Below are 16,402 nucleotides of genomic sequence, written 5' to 3' on the forward strand. Positions count from 1 at the left end.
GTGGTCAGTGGTCGGCGATCAGCAGACTGACTGCTGACCACCGATTACTGTGAACTTCCCGGATCCTCTTCCCGCAGTTCCTGGTGCTTGATATTCAACCCTTCGGCGATGAATATGACCTGTTCACCGATGTTGGTGGAAAGATCCGCCACTCTTTCCATGCACCGCGAAATGATGATGGTCTGGATGGAGCGGCGGGTTTTGATGCGCCTGCTGTCAATGGCCGGAGCGTCGGCAACAATGAGTTCAATGAGGCTTTTTAGTACCTGTACGGTGGACTCGTCTGCCTGGTCATCCATCCTGCGTATCTCCCGTGCGGTTTGCACATCCATGTCGCGAAACGACATGATGGCTTGCTTCAGCATTTGCCGGCTTGTCTCAATAAGACTTTCCATTGCTGATGTCTTTTCAAGCGGGGGGTGCTGGCACAGAAAAATTGTCCGCTCGGCGATATTTACCGCCTGGTCGGCTATGCGTTCGAGCTCGTTGCTGATTTTCATGTTGCCGATGATCATGCGCAAATCCTTTGCCATGGGCTGTTCCAGGGCAAGCAGGCGCAGGGACTGTTTGTCCACTTCCAGTTCAATGCTGTTTATTTTTTTGTCTCCGTCAATAACTTCCTGGGCCAGTTCGGTATCCCGGTTTTTATAGGCCCTGGTGGCTCTTTCATAAGCATCCTGGCAATGGGCGGCCATGTTTAAGACTGTTATTTTTAGCTTTTCAAGCTCCTGGTGAAAATGCAGCCGTTCCATCTATCCTCCTTGTTATCCGAACCGTCCGGTGATGTAGTCTTCGGTCTGTTTAAGGCCGGGCCGGGTAAACAAAGTTTCCGTATCTCCGGACTCAATCAGCTTTCCCATGTAGAAAAACGCGGTTATATCCGATACCCGGGCCGCCTGCTGCATGTTGTGGGTAACGATTATGATGGTGAATCTTTTCTTTAGTTCATGGATCAGGTCCTCGATCTTCTGTGTGGCGATCGGGTCCAATGCCGAGGCGGGCTCGTCCATGAGAAGAACTTCGGGTTCCACCGCCAGGGCGCGGGCAATGCAGAGCCGCTGCTGCTGCCCTCCTGAAAGCCCCAGGGCCGACTGGTTGAGCCGGTCTTTTATCTCGTCCCACAGGGCTGCCTGCTTGAGGTTCCATTCAACTTTTTCCCTTAAAAGACGTTTGTCTTTTATGCCGTTTACCCGCAGGCCGTAGGCCACGTTGTCAAAAACGGTTTTCGGAAAAGGGTTGGGCTTTTGAAACACCATGCCAACCCGCCGTCGCAGGCTGACCACGTCCACCGAGGGGGAGTAAATATTTTCGCTGTCAAGAAGTATTTCGCCTTCGGCCCGGGTTGCCGGTATCAGGTCGTTCATGCGGTTTAAGCACCTTAGGAAAGTACTTTTTCCGCACCCCGAGGGGCCGATCAATGCAGATACCTGGTTTTTCCGCAATTCCAGGTTGATGTCTTCAAGAGCTTTGAAATCCCCGTAATAAAAATTAAGGCTGTTTACCTGAAATTTTGCCTGCTCCGTCATGTCTGGTCCAGTCCTTTTTGTTTATTGCCGCAACCACCGGTGTTGCTGTCTACATCTTCCGGGCCCTGTTCTGCCCTGGGAAGGGTAAAAAAGAACACGCTTCCCCTGTCCGCGCCCTCTGGCGGGCTTTGGACCCATATCCGGCCGTGCATAACCGATACCGCGTGCTTACATATGGAAAGACCGAGACCCGTGCCGCCTGTGGTCCGGCTTCGTTCCTTGTCGATCCTGTAGAATCTTTCAAATATCCTGTCTTTGTGCTGTTCGGCAATCCCGGGACCCTGATCCCGGATGCCGAAAATGATTTCCCGGTCCTTTGTTTCGCAGAACACTTCCACGGTACCGCCGGAGGGCGAATATCGTACAGCGTTGTCCAGAAGGTTTCTGACCACCCTGTTTAAAGCCGCTTCATCAGCCTTTACCATCACCGGCGGGGTTATGCTGTTTTCGAGTTTTATGTGTTTTTCTCCGGCCATGGGCTTGCAGATTTCCGTGGCGGATTGAAAAACACCGGCTGCATCCAGGGGCAGAAGATTGAGTCCCGCAGGTCTTTCCTCCAGGCGGGTTAACGCCAGCAGGTCGTTTACGATAGTTGTCATCTGCTCGGTATTTTTTCTGATGGTCAAAAGAAATGATTCCGCCTGTGCGTCCAGAGAAAAATCCCCGGATGCAAGGGTTTCCACATATCCCTTTATGGATGTAAGCGGGGTTTTTAACTCATGAGAGACATTTGCCACAAAATCGCGCCGGATTTTTTCCAGGCGCCTGTGAGTGCTTATATCGTAGAAAACGATCAATGCCCCGCCTTCGGGTATTTTCAGGGCATAGACTTCGTAATAGCGCTCGTCTTCTGCCGAAACGGTAAGGCTGCATTCTTGTTCACCGCCAAGAATCCTGTTGCATGCCTCCTGAACTTCGCTGTTGAGCAGAACTTCCAGGGGGCGTTTTCCTATGCACGAAAGCCTGCATTCCGCGATATCTCCCATGGCCCGGTTAATGCTTTTGATTCTGCCCGCCCGGTCCAGGAGCATCACACCTTCGCGCATGTTTTCAACGATAGCCTCCATCTCAGTGTTCTGCTCTGAGATGACCTCCATCTGTTCGTGTATCCTGTCAGCGGTTTCGTTGAGCGTTACAGAGAGATCGTAGAACTCCCGGCCTGAATCCATTATGTAATGATGGGAAAAATCTCCGGACGCGACTGACTTTAACCTGTCCATTACCCTGTGTATGGGTTTTTCCAGTTTTCTTGCCAGATACAGACTTACCAGGAAGGCCACTGCCGCAATAAGTGCCATTCCCGCCCAAAATCGCCGGGTATAGGAATTGAGCCTGTTCTCAACAGAAGAGACAGGGTATGCGGCACGAAGGTACAGGGGTTGTTTTTCTTCAGGCGTACGGATCTGCTTGGCCGCGTAGATAAGGTTGCGCCGGATCGTGGCGGAATAGCGCATGCTTACAGCCGGCTGCCCGCTTTTTCCGGTCTCAAGGATCTCCTCCCTGTCTGCGTGGTTTTCCATGTATCTGAGTTCGTCAAAACGTACCGAGGAGTCGGCAATGACTTTTCCGCCGGGTTTTATAACGGTTATTCTATAGCCCAGCCTTTCGGCCATGGCGCCGCACCACCGGTCCAGTTGCTCGTTGTTTTCAAATGGGGCGTCTTTTTTAAGCGTCCATTCCAGAAATTCGAGCTGTTCAAGGGCGTTTTCCCTGGATTCCTTCAAAATTTCGCTTTTTAAGGCCGTGTAGAAGTAAATGCCCGGCAGGACAACCGCAATGGCAAGCACTGCGCAGAATGCCAGAAAAAGCCTGTTTCTGAACTTCATGTATTTCATTTAATTTTCCCTGAACCGGTAGCCCACGCCCCGGACCGTTTCAATGTCGTCGGCATAGGGCTCGATTTTCTGTCTGAGCCGCCTTATATGCGTGTCAACGGTTCTGTGATAGCCCTCGAACTGATATCCCCAGACCCGGTCTAGCAGAATGTCTCTTGAGCGGACTCTCCCCCTGTTTTTAAGCAGGTCAAACAGAAGGTTGAACTCCGTTACAGTCAGGTGTAGCTCTCTGTCCCCGATCCGGATCCTGTAGTTTTCAGGCTCCAGTACCATGTCTTTGTGACGCAGAAGGTTTTCTTCGTCTGCCTCCTGCGGCGGGGCGTGGCGTCTTAGCACAGCCTTTATGCGAAGCATAAGCTCCCTTGGTGAAAAAGGCTTTACAATGTAGTCGTCCGCCCCCAGCTCAAAACCCACTATCCTGTCTACTTCCTCGCCTTTGGCTGTAAGCATAATAACCGGTATGTTTTGGGTGTCCTGATTGCGTTTGAGTGTTTTGCAAACTTCCAGGCCGTCTGTGCCGGGCAGCATCAGATCCAGGATCACCATGCAGGGGTGTTCGCGGATGGCGGCTTCAAGGCCTTCATCCCCGCTGCTTTCCTTTAGGGCGCGGAAGCCCTCGTGTTCCAGATGCCAGGCGATCAGGTTTAAAATGTCGGTGTCATCTTCAATGACCAGTATGGTCTCTTGCATGGTTTTTACTTTCAGGCCCGTGACCGGTGAATTACAGAATAAGATGGATAAGCCTGTAAAAAGTCTTTTTTACAGGGCATTTATAGTTTTAAGTTTGAAGTGATTAAGTGTTAAGTAAAATCGATATGTTATCTTTTTATTGGTTGTCGGTTATAGAAGCTTCCGAACTTTTAATCGTGCAATCAAGAATAACCTCTGGGAAAAAAGTTTTACAGTTTTTTCTGCAGTCTGTTTCGGATGATAATGGCAGCCAGGTTCAGGCCCAGGACCAGAAACATAAGCACCAGCGCTGTCCCGTACTGCAGGGGCCTTGTCTTGTCTATGCTGGTGCCCGCAGTTGCCAGAACGTATATATGATAAGGCATGACCATGATCTCATCAAAAATGGATGACGGCAGTTTGCCCGTGTAATAAACAGCAGCAGTAAACATGATCGGCGCGGTCTCACCTGCCGCCCGGCTGACACCCAGTATGAATCCCGTAAGCATGCCCGGAAGAGCTGCGGGCAGGACCATCTTGTATATGGTCTGCCATTTTGTGGCGCCCAGGGCAAGGGAGGCCTCCCTGTAGGACTGGGGGATGCTTCGCAGGGACTCTTCCGCGGATCCGATGATCAGGGGGAGGATAAATGCCCCCAGGGTCAGCGCCCCCGCAAGCAGACTGACTCCCATGCCAAGCAGGATAACAAAAAATCCCAGGCCGAAAAGACCGTAAACCACGGAAGGGACCCCTGCAAGGTTGATAATTCCCATGCGGAGAATCCGGGTCCACCTGCCTTCGCCTGCAAACTCGTTTAGATATATTGCGGTGCCCACCCCGAGCGGGAAGGCCACCAGAATGGCCCCCAGGCTTATGTATATCGTGCCGAGTATGCAGGGAAGGATGCCCCCCTCGGTCATTGATTCTCTGGGCATCTGGGTCAGAAATTCCCAGCTTATGGCGCTGATGCCGTTTATTGCGATAAAACCGATAAATACAGCCAGGACCAGTACATTGATATAGCTTGCACCCCTGAACAGGGTAAAAGCCATGCCTTGGGAGAATTTTCGCTTATAGAGCGGTTTCATTATTCCTCCGGGTTTCTCCGGGTGTCCTTATAGATTGGCCTCGCCCACCTGCTTGTGTTTTTCCGACAGCCAGGAAGCGATGAGGTTGAAGACAAAAGTGAATACAAAAAGTACCAGCCCTATGGCAAACAAGGCATGATAATGATGGCTCTGAAACGGTGCCTCCCCCATTTCAGCCGCGATGCTTGCAGGCATGGGCCGCACCGGGTCAAATACGGATTCAGGTATCATGGCCGCGCCGCCTGCCACCATGAGCACTACCATGGTTTCGCCTATGGTCCTTGCTATTCCCAGCACAACCGCGGTGGTGATTCCCGCAAGAGAGGCGGGAAGAATGACCCGGGAAATGGTCTCCCAGTGGGTGGCCCCCAGGGCCATGGAGCCTTCTTTTACATGAGCGGGAACACTGTATATGGCGTCCTCTGATATGCTGGCGATGGTGGGCACTGCCATGAATGCCAGCATAATCGAGGCATTGAAGATATTCAGCCCGGTGTTTAGGTCCAGCAGGTTTTGCAGAAACGGTGCCATGACCACCATTCCGAAAAAACCAATGACCACCGTGGGCAGCCCCTCGATGAGTTCGATTACCGGTTTGAGTATCGAGCGGGTCCTGGGGTGTGCAATTTCCGCCAGGTAGATGGCGGTGCATACACCCACGGGAATGGCAATAAGCGAGGACAGGCCAACCACGCACAGGGATCCGACGATCAGTGAGAAAATCCCGTAATCTGCGGGATCATAGGTGGGATACCATTGGGTTCCAAAGATAAAATCCACCACTGAAACCACCTCGAAAATCGGCAGCCCTTCTTTTACAAGAAAGAGGAAGATCAAAAGCAGGATAATTACCCCGCTTGCTCCCACAAGAAGGAAAAACCCGTGTACCAGTTTTTCCCTTTGCCAGCTCTGCAGGCCCATGTTGTTTCCCTGTTTGGTTTTGTGCGGTTTGTGAAGTTGTCCATTAACGGCATTAAGGGAGTGCAGATGGGAACCTGCACTCCCTTTTTATCTCAGGAATTGATGCATTTTTTTTAATACAGGGGCACGTAACCGACGTTTTCAGCCAGCGGCTGACCCTTCTCGGGATGCAGTGCAAAGTTGATAAATTTCAGCGCTGTGCCCGAGGGCCACCCGTCGGTGAAGTAATAGAGATACCGGGAGACAGGAAATTCTCCTGAAGCCGTGGTTTCGGGTGTACCCTCCACCCCGTCGATTTTGACGTTTTTAAGGTCTTCGTCCAGGTAGCCGATCCCTATGTAGCCGATTGCATAGGGATTGCCTTTTACGGTTTCCACGGCTGCTCCGTTGGAGGCCACGGTCTGTGCCCTGGGCGTAACCCTGTCGCCCTTAAGGATGATGTCTCCCCAGACCCCGTATGTGCCCGAGGATGAATCCCTGGAAACCAGTGTGATTCTGCGGTCAGTGCCGCCCACTTCCTTCCAGTTGGTTATGTCTCCGTTATAGATGCCTCTGAGCTCTTCCAGGCTCAGGTCGTCTACCGGGTTGTCCGGGTTTACAACCGGGATGATGCTGTCTAATGCCACTCCGAACGGAACCGGGTAATGCCCGTTTTCAACCGCCCTTTTGACCTCTTCGTCTTTGATGAAACGGGATGCCTGGCAGATATCGGTGGTACCGTCGATAAGGGCTTTTATGCCGTTGCCCGAGCCGCCTCCGGATATGGAGATGTTAACATCCGGATACTTTTCCATGAAGGCCTCTGCCACTTTCTGGGTTACGGGCAGAACAGTCGTGGAGCCCTTGATTGTGAGTTTTTCGGCAGACCACGCCTGTGTCGTGCCCAGGGTAAGCCCCATAATGAAAACCAGCATGATCATCAACAGTCTTTTCATAAGATCCTCCTTAAATGTTTTTGATTCATTTTTTCGGCTGCGCCGGCAACTTTTTTTGCAGCGCAGGGTCTTTCTGCATGTGCAAGCAAACAATAACCCCGCTTTGCTACAGGTTCATGGCTGATATGTTACGATTCTGTTACGATTTTTCGGGCGTCCTTGCCCTTTTTTGATGCAGCCGGTCTCATGTGCCTGCTGAACCGAATCTATTAATAAGTTAAAACTGAAAAGGCCTTCGCGCCCGCAAGCTGAAAAAATTTTTTGAATTGTCATAAAAACGTCACCTTTTCTCCGCTGAATCGACAATGTCGTCGGCTATACCCGCCACTGAAAGTGAAAACACAAACGTCAAATCACAAAAAAAGGAGAAAAGGAAATGAAGCGTTTGAATCGGTTAGCAGGACCATTGAGCAGGGCCGGGGCGATATTATTGACATCGTTCGCCTGTGTTTTCGCATTCGCTGCAGGGCCCGCTGCAGCGGAGAAAAGTACCACGGAGGAGATTCTGGATATCCTGAAACAAGGAGATCACATTTCAGATTCCCGGTATGAGGAGCTCACACAGAGGGTAAAAGGCGGAAAAAGCCGTTATGACGTGAAGTTCGGCGGGCGCATCATGGCTGACTGGGCAAGCATCAGCGCTGATGACAGCTTTGATGATGACCTGGGCGGCGGCCTGGACGGAGACGGCGTGGAATTTCGGCGCGCCCGTCTTTTTGCCTCCGGATCATTTGAAAACAATGTTTTTTTTAAGGCGCAATACGATTTTGCCGGGGGAGATGCCGACTTTAAGGACATGTACATTGGCATGAAAAAGGTTCCGGCCCTTGGCAACATAAAGATTGGTCACTTCAAGGAGCCGTTTTCTCTGGAAGAACAGACAAGCAGCAAGTACATCACCTTTATGGAACGGGGTCTGCCCAATGTTTTTTCTCCGAGCCGAAACACCGGTATCATGGCATATGATGCCGCTTTGGGAAAACGGATGTCCTGGGCCATAGGGGCGTTTTATGATGCTGACGGCTTCGGGGATGGCTTCAATGATTATACGGATATCAATCTTACCGCCAGGGTCACCGGGGCGCCGGTTTACGCTGACAACGGCAGAAAGGCCGTGCATCTGGGCCTTTCCTACACCCGGCAGTTCCGGGATGAAGACGAAACAACCCTCAGGTACAGGCAGCGGCCGGAAGCGCATATAACCGGCGTGCGCCTGGCGAATACCGGCAGCTTTAATGTTGATGATGCGGATATCATGAGTCTGGAAGCGGCCATGGTAATGGGGCCGTTTTCGGTGCAGGCAGAATACATGCAGAGCTTCGTGGGTTCGGATGCGGCAAATGATCCAAGCTTCAGCGGCTATTATGTCTATGGCAGCTATTTTCTCACAGGTGAAAGCCGCAATTACAAGCCCGGTTCAGGGTCATTCGGCCGGGTTAAGCCAAACAGAAACTTCAGTTTCCAGAAGCCCGGAGCCGGTGCATGGGAAGTCGGCGTGCGCTATTCAAACCTGGACTTAAACGATGAGGCAATCGAAGGCGGTGAGTTAAGCAATCTGACCCTGGGCGTCAACTGGCACTTAAACCCCAATGTGCGCATGATGTTAAACTATGTTTATGCAGACCTCGAAGACCGCGAAGATGTGGCGGATGACAATGCAAACATTGTTCAGGCCCGGTTCCAGGTAGATTTTTAGCAGCTGCAAAGAAAATCCAAATCAATAAAAAAAGAGCCCGCACGCGGGCTCTTTTTTTATTGCATTCACCCTCTGTTCCGGCCCCCCGGCCGGCGGCATACCCACCAACCCAATATCACCTGAAAACAGCGCCAGCTTCTCCAATCCACCGGGCTCGCCGGTGCAATTTCTTTTTGCAGCAATGGCGGCGGAAAATCCCTTTATTTTCAGGGACAACCCTGACGGTGCCATAAAAAAATAGCATAAAATCAAGGGGCTTATCCGGCTTTTGGATGCAAAAAAAGGTTGCAGAATCGCGCCTGCCAGTGCTATGGCCCAAATAACACGATTATCCAACAGGGATGTCCGGCAAATTATGCATCCCGCCAAAAACCGTTGTTTGATTACAAACAACAGAAAACAATTCAAGGAGGACAAATGAGAAAGACGGCAACAGGTATTGTAACAGTATTGGCAGCAGGGCTGCTTTTTTTATGCACAGCCCTGCCCGCGGCGGCATTTACCGTGGATTTTCACGGAAAGGCGTGCACCGGGGTGATGAGTGCATCAGATGCTTATTTATTGGGCGGAAAGGATACCAACGACAGCACCACCATTGGTGTTGGCAAATTCCGTTTCCGGGCCGAAGTGGGAACCGATGACGGCCGGGCCAAGATGGTTTACGGGTTTGAAACCGGGGCCAACAATTTCGGCGACAGTGATTCCTGGAAGTATTCCGGAGACAGCGTGGATTTTGAAAACCGGTTTGCCTATATCCAGCTCAATGTGCCGGGCATGAACGACCAGGTCATGGGTCGGGCTGGCCTGCAGAAAACCGGTGTGAATCACTGGGTGTGGACGGAAACCGCGGCAGGTGTTACCCTGCATGGCAAAGGCGGAGTCAACTGGTCTGCCGGTTGGTTCCGGGGCCTGGAGGAAGGTTTTGGCGAGGATGATGCTGCTGAAACCGACTTTTATATGATCAAGGGGGATTTCAAACCCGGTGAGAATATCACGATTGGCGGTTTTGCCCTGTATGGAGATGATTTTGAAAGGAAGAATACCCTCACGGACGAGGATGGCGATCCTCGTCAGCCGGCATTAAGAGAAGGTTCTGAACAGTACTGGATGGGGCTGACCGGTAACATCGACGGCCCCATTTTTGCCTCCGGTGATTTGATCTACCAGGGCGGTGATATCGGAGAGATCGACGATATTGGCCGTGATGCAGACCTGGATGTGTCGGCCTGGCTGGCCAACCTGATTGTGGGCGCCCGGGTGAGTGATAATGCCAAGGTGTCTGTGCAGGGGCTGTATGTGAGCGGTGATGATGATGATACTGACGGGGACATGGATGCTTTCCAGTCTGTTGATGCGGATGTCAAGGTGGGCCAGATTTTTTTCAAGGATAGCCTTGCTGCGTCCCTGGACCGGTTCGTGGATGACCAGTTCGGATATACCATGCCTGCGCCTTTGAGAAACAAGGGTCTGATGACCTTTGCCGTGGATGGTGAAATTCAGCTGGATGCCAAAAACAGTCTCCGGGGCGCGGTGCGTTACCTGGAAACCGCTGAGAAATCCCTGGCCGGCGAAGATGAACTGGGATACGAGTTTGACCTGTGGTATGCTTACAAATACAATGACAACCTGACCCTGAAACTGGAAGGTGCTTACCTGATTTCCGGTGATCTGGCAGAAGAGATGTTTGACGATGATGATGTCTACCAGGTGGCCGCAGGCATGGTGTTTGCTTTCTAAATCTGGCATAATTGGAACAATTTGAGTGAAGTGGTGATAAAGGCTTTTTCCGGCCCCTCCTGATTGGGACGGGGCTGGAAAAAGCCGGTTGTTTTTGTCAAACCCAAAAAAGCGCGCATTTTGAGCGCTTCAGGTGAGCCCCATGAAACGCACGAAAATTTTTGCGGTTTTGCTGCCGACGGTTTTGCTGATGACCATTTTTCCGGCCTTTTTATCTGCTGCCGGAATTCCCGCAGACCAGGTGGCGTCGGATTTGTCCGTGCTGGAGGCCCGGTTGATTCAGGGCCCGCAGGATCACTGGCTGATCAACCAGGGCAGTCAACAGGACGTGAAAAAGGGCGATCTGTTTACCCTTTACCAGCCGGCCCAATCCGTCAAAGACCCGGAAACCGGGGAGACCCTGGGCGAGTTTGCCCCGCCTGCGGCCACGGCACGAGTAGTGCAGGTCCATGAGCGGTTTTCCGAAATCGAGGTGCAGTGCCTGGACGCTAGGGACTGCGAAATTGCCTCGGGCATGAAGGCGGTGCGCCATGAACAGGTCAAAGCCTGGTTTGTGGATGAAACCGGCGATTCTGCAGATCAGTACAAGCTGCTGCGCTCCCGGCTGGATCATCTGGACTGGCAGGATTACCGGCAGAGCGCGGGCCAGGGCCCGGAATCGGGGGCGTTTGCATGGGGCGTGGTATTTGTGGCCGACAGCAGCGGGGTTACCGTGTGGACCGGCGGCCAGGTGCGCGGGGTTTACCAATCGGAAGCAAAAGCCCGGACTTCTGCCCGGTCTGCTCCTGCCGCAAAGCCGGCAAAAGTTGCGCCGGCAGCCAAATCCGCGGCTGTGCGGGCTTTGCCCGGCATGGGCACGCCCATGGAGGTATCCGGATTTGAGGCCGTGGCGAGTTTTGACAAAAGAGCCGATCACATGGGTGTGGCCAGAAGCGAGGAATCCGGGAGTCCGTATCTGGTATCTCTGTCCGGGCGCACCATCACGGCCAGAAGCCTTGAAGGCGGCCATACATTTGAATACGAGTATCCGGGATTTGGTGAAGTGGTCAGCCTTTCAGGCGCAGGCGATCATCTTTTGGCCGTCAATATCTATGATTCGGATGCGGGCATGCGCTCCATGATACTGGCGGTTACGGACAATGGTTTTGCGCAAAAAGCCGATGGCATCCCTTATGTGCTGGGTTTCATGGGCCGGGCGGAAAACGGCAAAGCCCCCCAACTATGGGGCCAGCGGTTTTCCCGAACCGATCTTTTGCTGCCCGTGGTCCATGAACTGGCGATCAATGACGGGGGCGTGAAAACGGGCAAAAGAATGGATGTGCCCTTTGGGTTTTCGCTTTTCGGGGCGTTTTACGGGGATGTGAACGCAGACAATCGGAACGAACTGGGGTTTTTCAATCCCGGCGGTCGCCTGGTGGTTTATCAGCAGGAAAATCATGTATGGGAGGCAACGGATAAATTTGCCCCGTCCTATGGTTCGTTTTTGGTGGGCGATCCCGAGAATCCGGACGTGGCTCCGTCAAAGGTGGCGGTCTGGGGGCAGCCGGCCCTGTTTTCGCCAAATCAGCGCCAGTTTGCGGCCATCCCCCTTAACTCGGCCGGGTTTTCTTCAATGATCGGCGGCGGGCCGGGGCAGGGTACCGTGGGGATTTTTTTCGGCAAAGACAACGTGTACCGGCTCCAGCGGCTGGCGGATCATTTCCAGGGCCCGATTCAGGATGTGGCCGTATATGACGGCAAACTCCTGATCTGCGTGGCAGAGGGCGGGTTTTTCTCCCAGGGGGCAAGGTCGCATGTGGTTTCGGTGCCGTTGTCTGCGCTTGTACCGTGAAAATGGTGACAAGTGACAAGTGACGGGTGACAGGGTAACTCAAAACGTTTAATTTCGGCAAAAGATTGTTTGGGAGGCAGGCAGATGAGTGATCATCATCATCATGACCACGGACACGGACACGACCATGATCACGGACATGATCATCAACACGTGCATAGCCATGAGAGCGGGTCGTCTGAAATGAGCATGGCGGCAAAGCTGGAAAAAATGGTTTCCCACTGGCTCAAGCACAACGCTGATCATGCCGAAACCTACCGGCAGTGGGCGGACCGGGCCCGGCAGGCCGGGCTTCCGGAAGTGGCGGAGATCCTTGAATCCGTTGCAAAAGATAGCCAGGCCATCAATACGGACCTGGAAAAGGCCGGACAGGTGCTTAAGGGCAAGTAGCAGCCGGTTTTTTGCCCCCGGCTGCTTATCCCAGGGGCACCACCATGGGCGCGCCCCGGTGGCGGGTGATGTCCACGGCCACGTCATAGACTTCGCCGATGATTTCCGGGGTGACGGTTTCCGCGCCCCCTGCGGCAAAAATGCGCCCGGCCTTTAAAAAAATAAACTGGTCTGCATACCGGAGGGCCATGTTTAAATTGTGCATGGTCATTACCGCGGCTACCTCGTGGGTGGCCGCCACCTGCCGGATGGTCTTTAAAATTTCGATCTGGTTTTTCAGATCCAGGCTGCTGGTGGGTTCATCGAGCAGCAGGATCCCGGGCTCCTGCACCAAAGCCCGGGCAATACTGACCTTTTGGAGTTCCCCGCCGCTTAATTCCGTGACATACCGCAAGGAGAGGGAATTTAGCCCGAGACGGTCAATGGCCGCATGGGTCAGCCGCAGATCGTGCTCAGATGCCCGCCAGGTGATATGCGGCCGCCGGCCCAATAAAATGGCGTCAAAAACCGTTGTCCTGGCGGCTTCCGCCCGCTGGGCCACATATCCCATCCGTCTTGCGATTTCCATTGTCCCCATGTTTAAGATGTTTTCCCCGTTGATGCGCACCACACCGCTTTTGGGCCGCAAAATGGCGTTCATGCACCGCAGCAGGGTGGTCTTGCCCACCCCGTTGGGCCCGAGAACAGCCACCACGTTGTGAACCGGCACCTGAAAGCAGATGGAATCCAGCACGGCCGTGCTTTTATACTGAAACGAGACATTGTCCACTGTGAGAATCATCGCTGCTGCCCCCGGATGATCAGGTAAATAAACACGGGCGCACCCAGAAACGAGGTGAGGATGGATACCGGCAGAATATGCGGGGCCAGCACCAACCTGGCGGCCGTGTCTGCGGCCAGCAGCAGAAGGGCGCCGATCACGCAGGTGCCGGGCAGCAGAAACCGGTGATCATCCCCGATCAGGCGCCGCACCATATGCGGACACACCAGGCCCACAAATCCGATGATGCCCAGAAATGCCACCACCACCGCGGTGATCAGGGAGGCTGCCAGCATGCCCACCAGCCGCACCCGCTCCACCCGGACCCCGAGGCCCCTGGCGGTTTCATCTCCGGCGTCAATGGCGTTGTAATCCCAGCGCTTGAAAAACCCGTAAACAAACACCGCTGCCAGCACCACAGTGATCACGCCCAGCTCCTGCCAGCTGGCCCGGGACACGTCGCCAAAGGTCCAGAACACCATGGCCGCCAGTTCCACGTCATCGGCAAAATACTGCAGAAACATGGTGCCTGCGGTAAACAGCGATCCCAGGGCCACTCCGGCCAGAACCATGACTTCGGGGGAAGCGCTCCGGATTCGGGAAATGCCAATGATGATAAACGTGGCCACAAGGCTGAACCCGAAGGCTGAAATGGTGACTGCATACGGGGCCAGCATTGCCGGGAGCCCGGAGCCGGTTTCCTGTAAAGATCCCGGCCCCACCAGCATCACGCACAGGGCTGCACCAAAGGCTGCGGCATGAGAAATGCCCAGTGTAAAGGGCGATCCCAGGGGGTTTCGCAAAATGGACTGCATCATGGCCCCGGCAACCGCCAGTCCGGCGCCTGCGGCCATGGCGGTCAGGGCCTGGGGCATCCGGATCTGCCAGATGATAATGTCGAATTTTTGCGCCGAGGCCCGGCCCAGGAGGCTGGAAATCAGTTCGCCCACGGGCACGCGCACCGCGCCGACAGACACGGATGCAAAAAGCACCAGGATCAGCAGAACAAAAGCTGCGGCCACAAAGGTGGTTTTTTTGCCGATATGGGTTTTGTATTCTTCCGGGATTTGCGTATGGGTCAGGTGCATGGCTGTTATTCGCCTTTTTGTTCCATCACTTGTTCAAATACCCGGTTGCCGAACATGGCGTTGATCCGGTCAAAAACCGGACGCCCCACAAGAAAGGAAAAGATTTGATCTGCTTTTCTGGCCGGGTCAATGTCGGAGAATTTTTCCGGATACAGCTTTTTGCCCACATACCAGGCATTGGCAAAAACGGCCCCGAAATTCTGGGCATACCAGTTATAGGGCATCAGGCCGAATACCCGGCCCCGGCCAACCGCGTCCAGGTGCTGGTATGCCGGATCCGTGTGCAGCTCATCCAGGGCGCTGGCACCGGGATTGGACACGGTGCCGGCAAGATCCAGAAACAAAATTTCCGGGTTCCAGGCCAAAATCTGTTCCCGGGCCACCTGGGCATTGGAAACCGGTCCGGCCGTGGGCCTTGCGCTGTTGGCCGGATGCCGGGCCCGGGTGAATTCAAAGGGCGGAAAATCCGGCTCAGTGGAGCGAAATCCATGGGGCCCCTTGTAGGAAATCCCGCCCACATAGCAGGTGGGTTTGGCCGATTGGGGCACGTCTGCGGTACGCCGGGCCAGATCTGCGATCTGATCGTCAAAAAATTGGATGATTTCTTCTGCCCGTTGGGTTTTGCCCAAAACCCGGCCCATGATCTCCAGGGATTGATCCAGTTGATGGCGGTAGCCGGTGAGATTTCCGTATTGGAGCACAATGACCGGAATCCCGGTTTTTTTCTGGAGCTCGCCCGGATCATGGCCCATGGAGGCAAAGGTTTTGAAAATCACTTCGGGCCGGGGATCCAGAGCGGCAATGAGTTCCGGGTTGTCCATGCCCCGGAACTCCCCGAACATGGGCAGGTCCCGGAGTTCCGGATGGGCCAGGGCATAGGGCCGGGGATCGGCACCGGAAGAGACGTCTTTTTCCATGCTGTCAACCGCGACCACCCGGTCTGTTGCCTGAAGATAGACCATAAGCCGCAGGCATCCCGGACCCGAGCAAATCACGTGGCCGGCCGGCACGGGAACGGTTACCTTTCGGCCTGCGGCATCTGTGACGGTCTCCATTTTTTGGGCCCAGGCGGCCCGGTTTCCGGCCGCCGGGACCAGAACCATGACCGCGGCGGCCGTCAGGGCGAGGAAAAAAACAGCCAGGCGGGATGTCATTTTTCCTCCCCATGGCACTGGCGGCATATGCGGCTGCCGTCTTTGGTTTCCACCAGTTTTGCCGCCATGGTGGGTTCCCCGCATTGGTTGCAGGCAACAGAAGGGTCGATTTGGGCTTTGCCCGGCAGGTCAATGTTTGTTTCCGCAATGGAGAACAGGGATTGTTCATCCATTTCCAGGATATCGTGGGATCGTTTTTCATGGATTTGGGAAAAGCGCTGCTTTTCTGTTTCATCGGCCTGATCGGCAATGACTTTCTGCAAAAGCGCCATGTGTTCGGGATCCGGTTCAAAGGCACCGGGGCGCAAGGATACGCGCACGCCCCGGCCGGTCTGCCGGCTGGCAAAGGTAAACACCATCTTTCCGTAATCCCGGTAAATAAAATTGCCCTTGCCAAAGGTGCACCCGGTGAGTACCTGTACGGCATCGGCCGAGCAGGCGTCGGTTTCCACGATGGCAATCAGTTCCTCGTCCAGGGATCGTTTTTGGCTTAAGTGGGCCATGCCGGTGCGGGCCGCCCGGTACCCGATGGAAACCCCGGGGCACAGATGGCCGTGAAATTCCAGGCATTTTTGAAAATCTTCGCGTTCCATGACTTCCTTTGCTGTCATATTTTTATCTCCTTGGTTGCAAATTTGATGGCGCCGTAAAAACTCCAATATCCGCGTTACGCGCAATTTCTCAGAATTTCACGTACGGATAAGTACGCTGCATTCTTCGAAATTGCGCAAGCCTTGATCTTGAACTTTTTACGGCACCATCTAAAATCAGA

Annotated in this window: 15 protein-coding genes; 4 read left to right on the plus strand and 11 right to left on the minus strand. The window is 53.8% G+C overall.

From position 1 onward, the window contains the following. Positions 1-44: 44 nt before the first annotated feature. From phoU to HNR65_RS06420, 7 genes are all read right to left on the minus strand, one after another. The gene (phoU, locus tag HNR65_RS06390; RefSeq protein WP_181550649.1) at positions 45-752 is read right to left on the minus strand and encodes a phosphate signaling complex protein PhoU; all 708 of its coding nucleotides are present in this window, start codon (positions 750-752) and stop codon (positions 45-47) included. Between the two features lie 12 nt (positions 753-764). Beyond that, complete coding sequence (pstB, locus tag HNR65_RS06395) at positions 765-1,526, minus strand: phosphate ABC transporter ATP-binding protein PstB (RefSeq protein WP_181550650.1); 762 nt, start codon at positions 1,524-1,526, stop codon at positions 765-767. Next, the gene (locus HNR65_RS06400) at positions 1,523-3,361 is read right to left on the minus strand and encodes an ATP-binding protein (protein WP_181550651.1); all 1,839 of its coding nucleotides are present in this window, start codon (positions 3,359-3,361) and stop codon (positions 1,523-1,525) included. Before HNR65_RS06400 ends, pstB begins: the two co-directional genes overlap by 4 nt. Continuing rightward, entirely contained in the window at positions 3,362-4,051 is a 690-nt protein-coding gene (locus HNR65_RS06405) for a response regulator (RefSeq protein WP_181550652.1), read from the minus strand. A 209-nt stretch (positions 4,052-4,260) separates the two neighbouring features. After that, a complete protein-coding gene (gene pstA, locus HNR65_RS06410) occupies positions 4,261-5,118 on the minus strand; it encodes a phosphate ABC transporter permease PstA (protein WP_181550653.1) in 858 nt (285 codons plus the stop codon). Between the two features lie 27 nt (positions 5,119-5,145). Further along, the gene (pstC, locus tag HNR65_RS06415; protein WP_181550654.1) at positions 5,146-6,039 is read right to left on the minus strand and encodes a phosphate ABC transporter permease subunit PstC; all 894 of its coding nucleotides are present in this window, start codon (positions 6,037-6,039) and stop codon (positions 5,146-5,148) included. 113 nt (positions 6,040-6,152) lie between these two features. Continuing rightward, positions 6,153-6,974 (minus strand): phosphate ABC transporter substrate-binding protein, encoded by an 822-nt coding sequence (locus HNR65_RS06420; RefSeq protein WP_181550655.1) that lies wholly within the window; start codon positions 6,972-6,974, stop codon positions 6,153-6,155. A 376-nt stretch (positions 6,975-7,350) separates the two neighbouring features. On the opposite strand from HNR65_RS06420, the gene HNR65_RS06425 reads away from it, so the two are divergent. From HNR65_RS06425 to HNR65_RS06440, 4 genes are all read left to right on the plus strand, one after another. Next, positions 7,351-8,670 (plus strand): OprO/OprP family phosphate-selective porin, encoded by a 1,320-nt coding sequence (locus tag HNR65_RS06425; RefSeq protein WP_181550656.1) that lies wholly within the window; start codon positions 7,351-7,353, stop codon positions 8,668-8,670. 417 nt (positions 8,671-9,087) lie between these two features. Further along, positions 9,088-10,407 carry a hypothetical protein gene (locus HNR65_RS06430; protein WP_181550657.1) on the plus strand — a complete coding sequence of 440 codons (1,320 nt, stop codon included), beginning with the start codon at positions 9,088-9,090 and terminating at the stop codon, positions 10,405-10,407. Between the two features lie 142 nt (positions 10,408-10,549). Then, positions 10,550-12,238 (plus strand): FlgT C-terminal domain-containing protein, encoded by a 1,689-nt coding sequence (locus HNR65_RS06435; RefSeq protein WP_181550658.1) that lies wholly within the window; start codon positions 10,550-10,552, stop codon positions 12,236-12,238. A gap of 84 nt (positions 12,239-12,322) precedes the next feature. Next, positions 12,323-12,628 (plus strand): DUF8180 domain-containing protein, encoded by a 306-nt coding sequence (locus HNR65_RS06440; protein WP_181550659.1) that lies wholly within the window; start codon positions 12,323-12,325, stop codon positions 12,626-12,628. A 25-nt stretch (positions 12,629-12,653) separates the two neighbouring features. Here HNR65_RS06440 and HNR65_RS06445 read toward each other — a convergent pair whose 3' ends face one another. The 4 genes from HNR65_RS06445 to HNR65_RS06460 are packed head-to-tail and all read right to left on the minus strand — an operon-like array spanning position 12,654 to position 16,241. Continuing rightward, positions 12,654-13,409, minus strand: coding sequence for an ABC transporter ATP-binding protein (locus HNR65_RS06445; RefSeq protein WP_181550660.1), 756 nt, complete (start codon positions 13,407-13,409; stop codon positions 12,654-12,656). Further along, positions 13,406-14,476: a FecCD family ABC transporter permease gene (locus HNR65_RS06450; protein WP_181550661.1), complete on the minus strand. Its 1,071-nt coding sequence runs from the start codon at positions 14,474-14,476 to the stop codon at positions 13,406-13,408. The genes HNR65_RS06445 and HNR65_RS06450 overlap by 4 nt, the downstream gene beginning before the upstream one ends. Positions 14,477-14,481: 5 nt before the next feature. Beyond that, positions 14,482-15,630, minus strand: coding sequence for an iron ABC transporter substrate-binding protein (locus HNR65_RS06455; RefSeq protein WP_181550662.1), 1,149 nt, complete (start codon positions 15,628-15,630; stop codon positions 14,482-14,484). After that, positions 15,627-16,241 carry an FmdE family protein gene (locus HNR65_RS06460; protein WP_181550663.1) on the minus strand — a complete coding sequence of 205 codons (615 nt, stop codon included), beginning with the start codon at positions 16,239-16,241 and terminating at the stop codon, positions 15,627-15,629. Before HNR65_RS06460 ends, HNR65_RS06455 begins: the two co-directional genes overlap by 4 nt. Positions 16,242-16,402 lie beyond the last annotated feature (161 nt).

The sequence above is a fragment of the Desulfosalsimonas propionicica genome, assembly GCF_013761005.1.
Taxonomy (GTDB): domain Bacteria; phylum Desulfobacterota; class Desulfobacteria; order Desulfobacterales; family Desulfosalsimonadaceae; genus Desulfosalsimonas; species Desulfosalsimonas propionicica.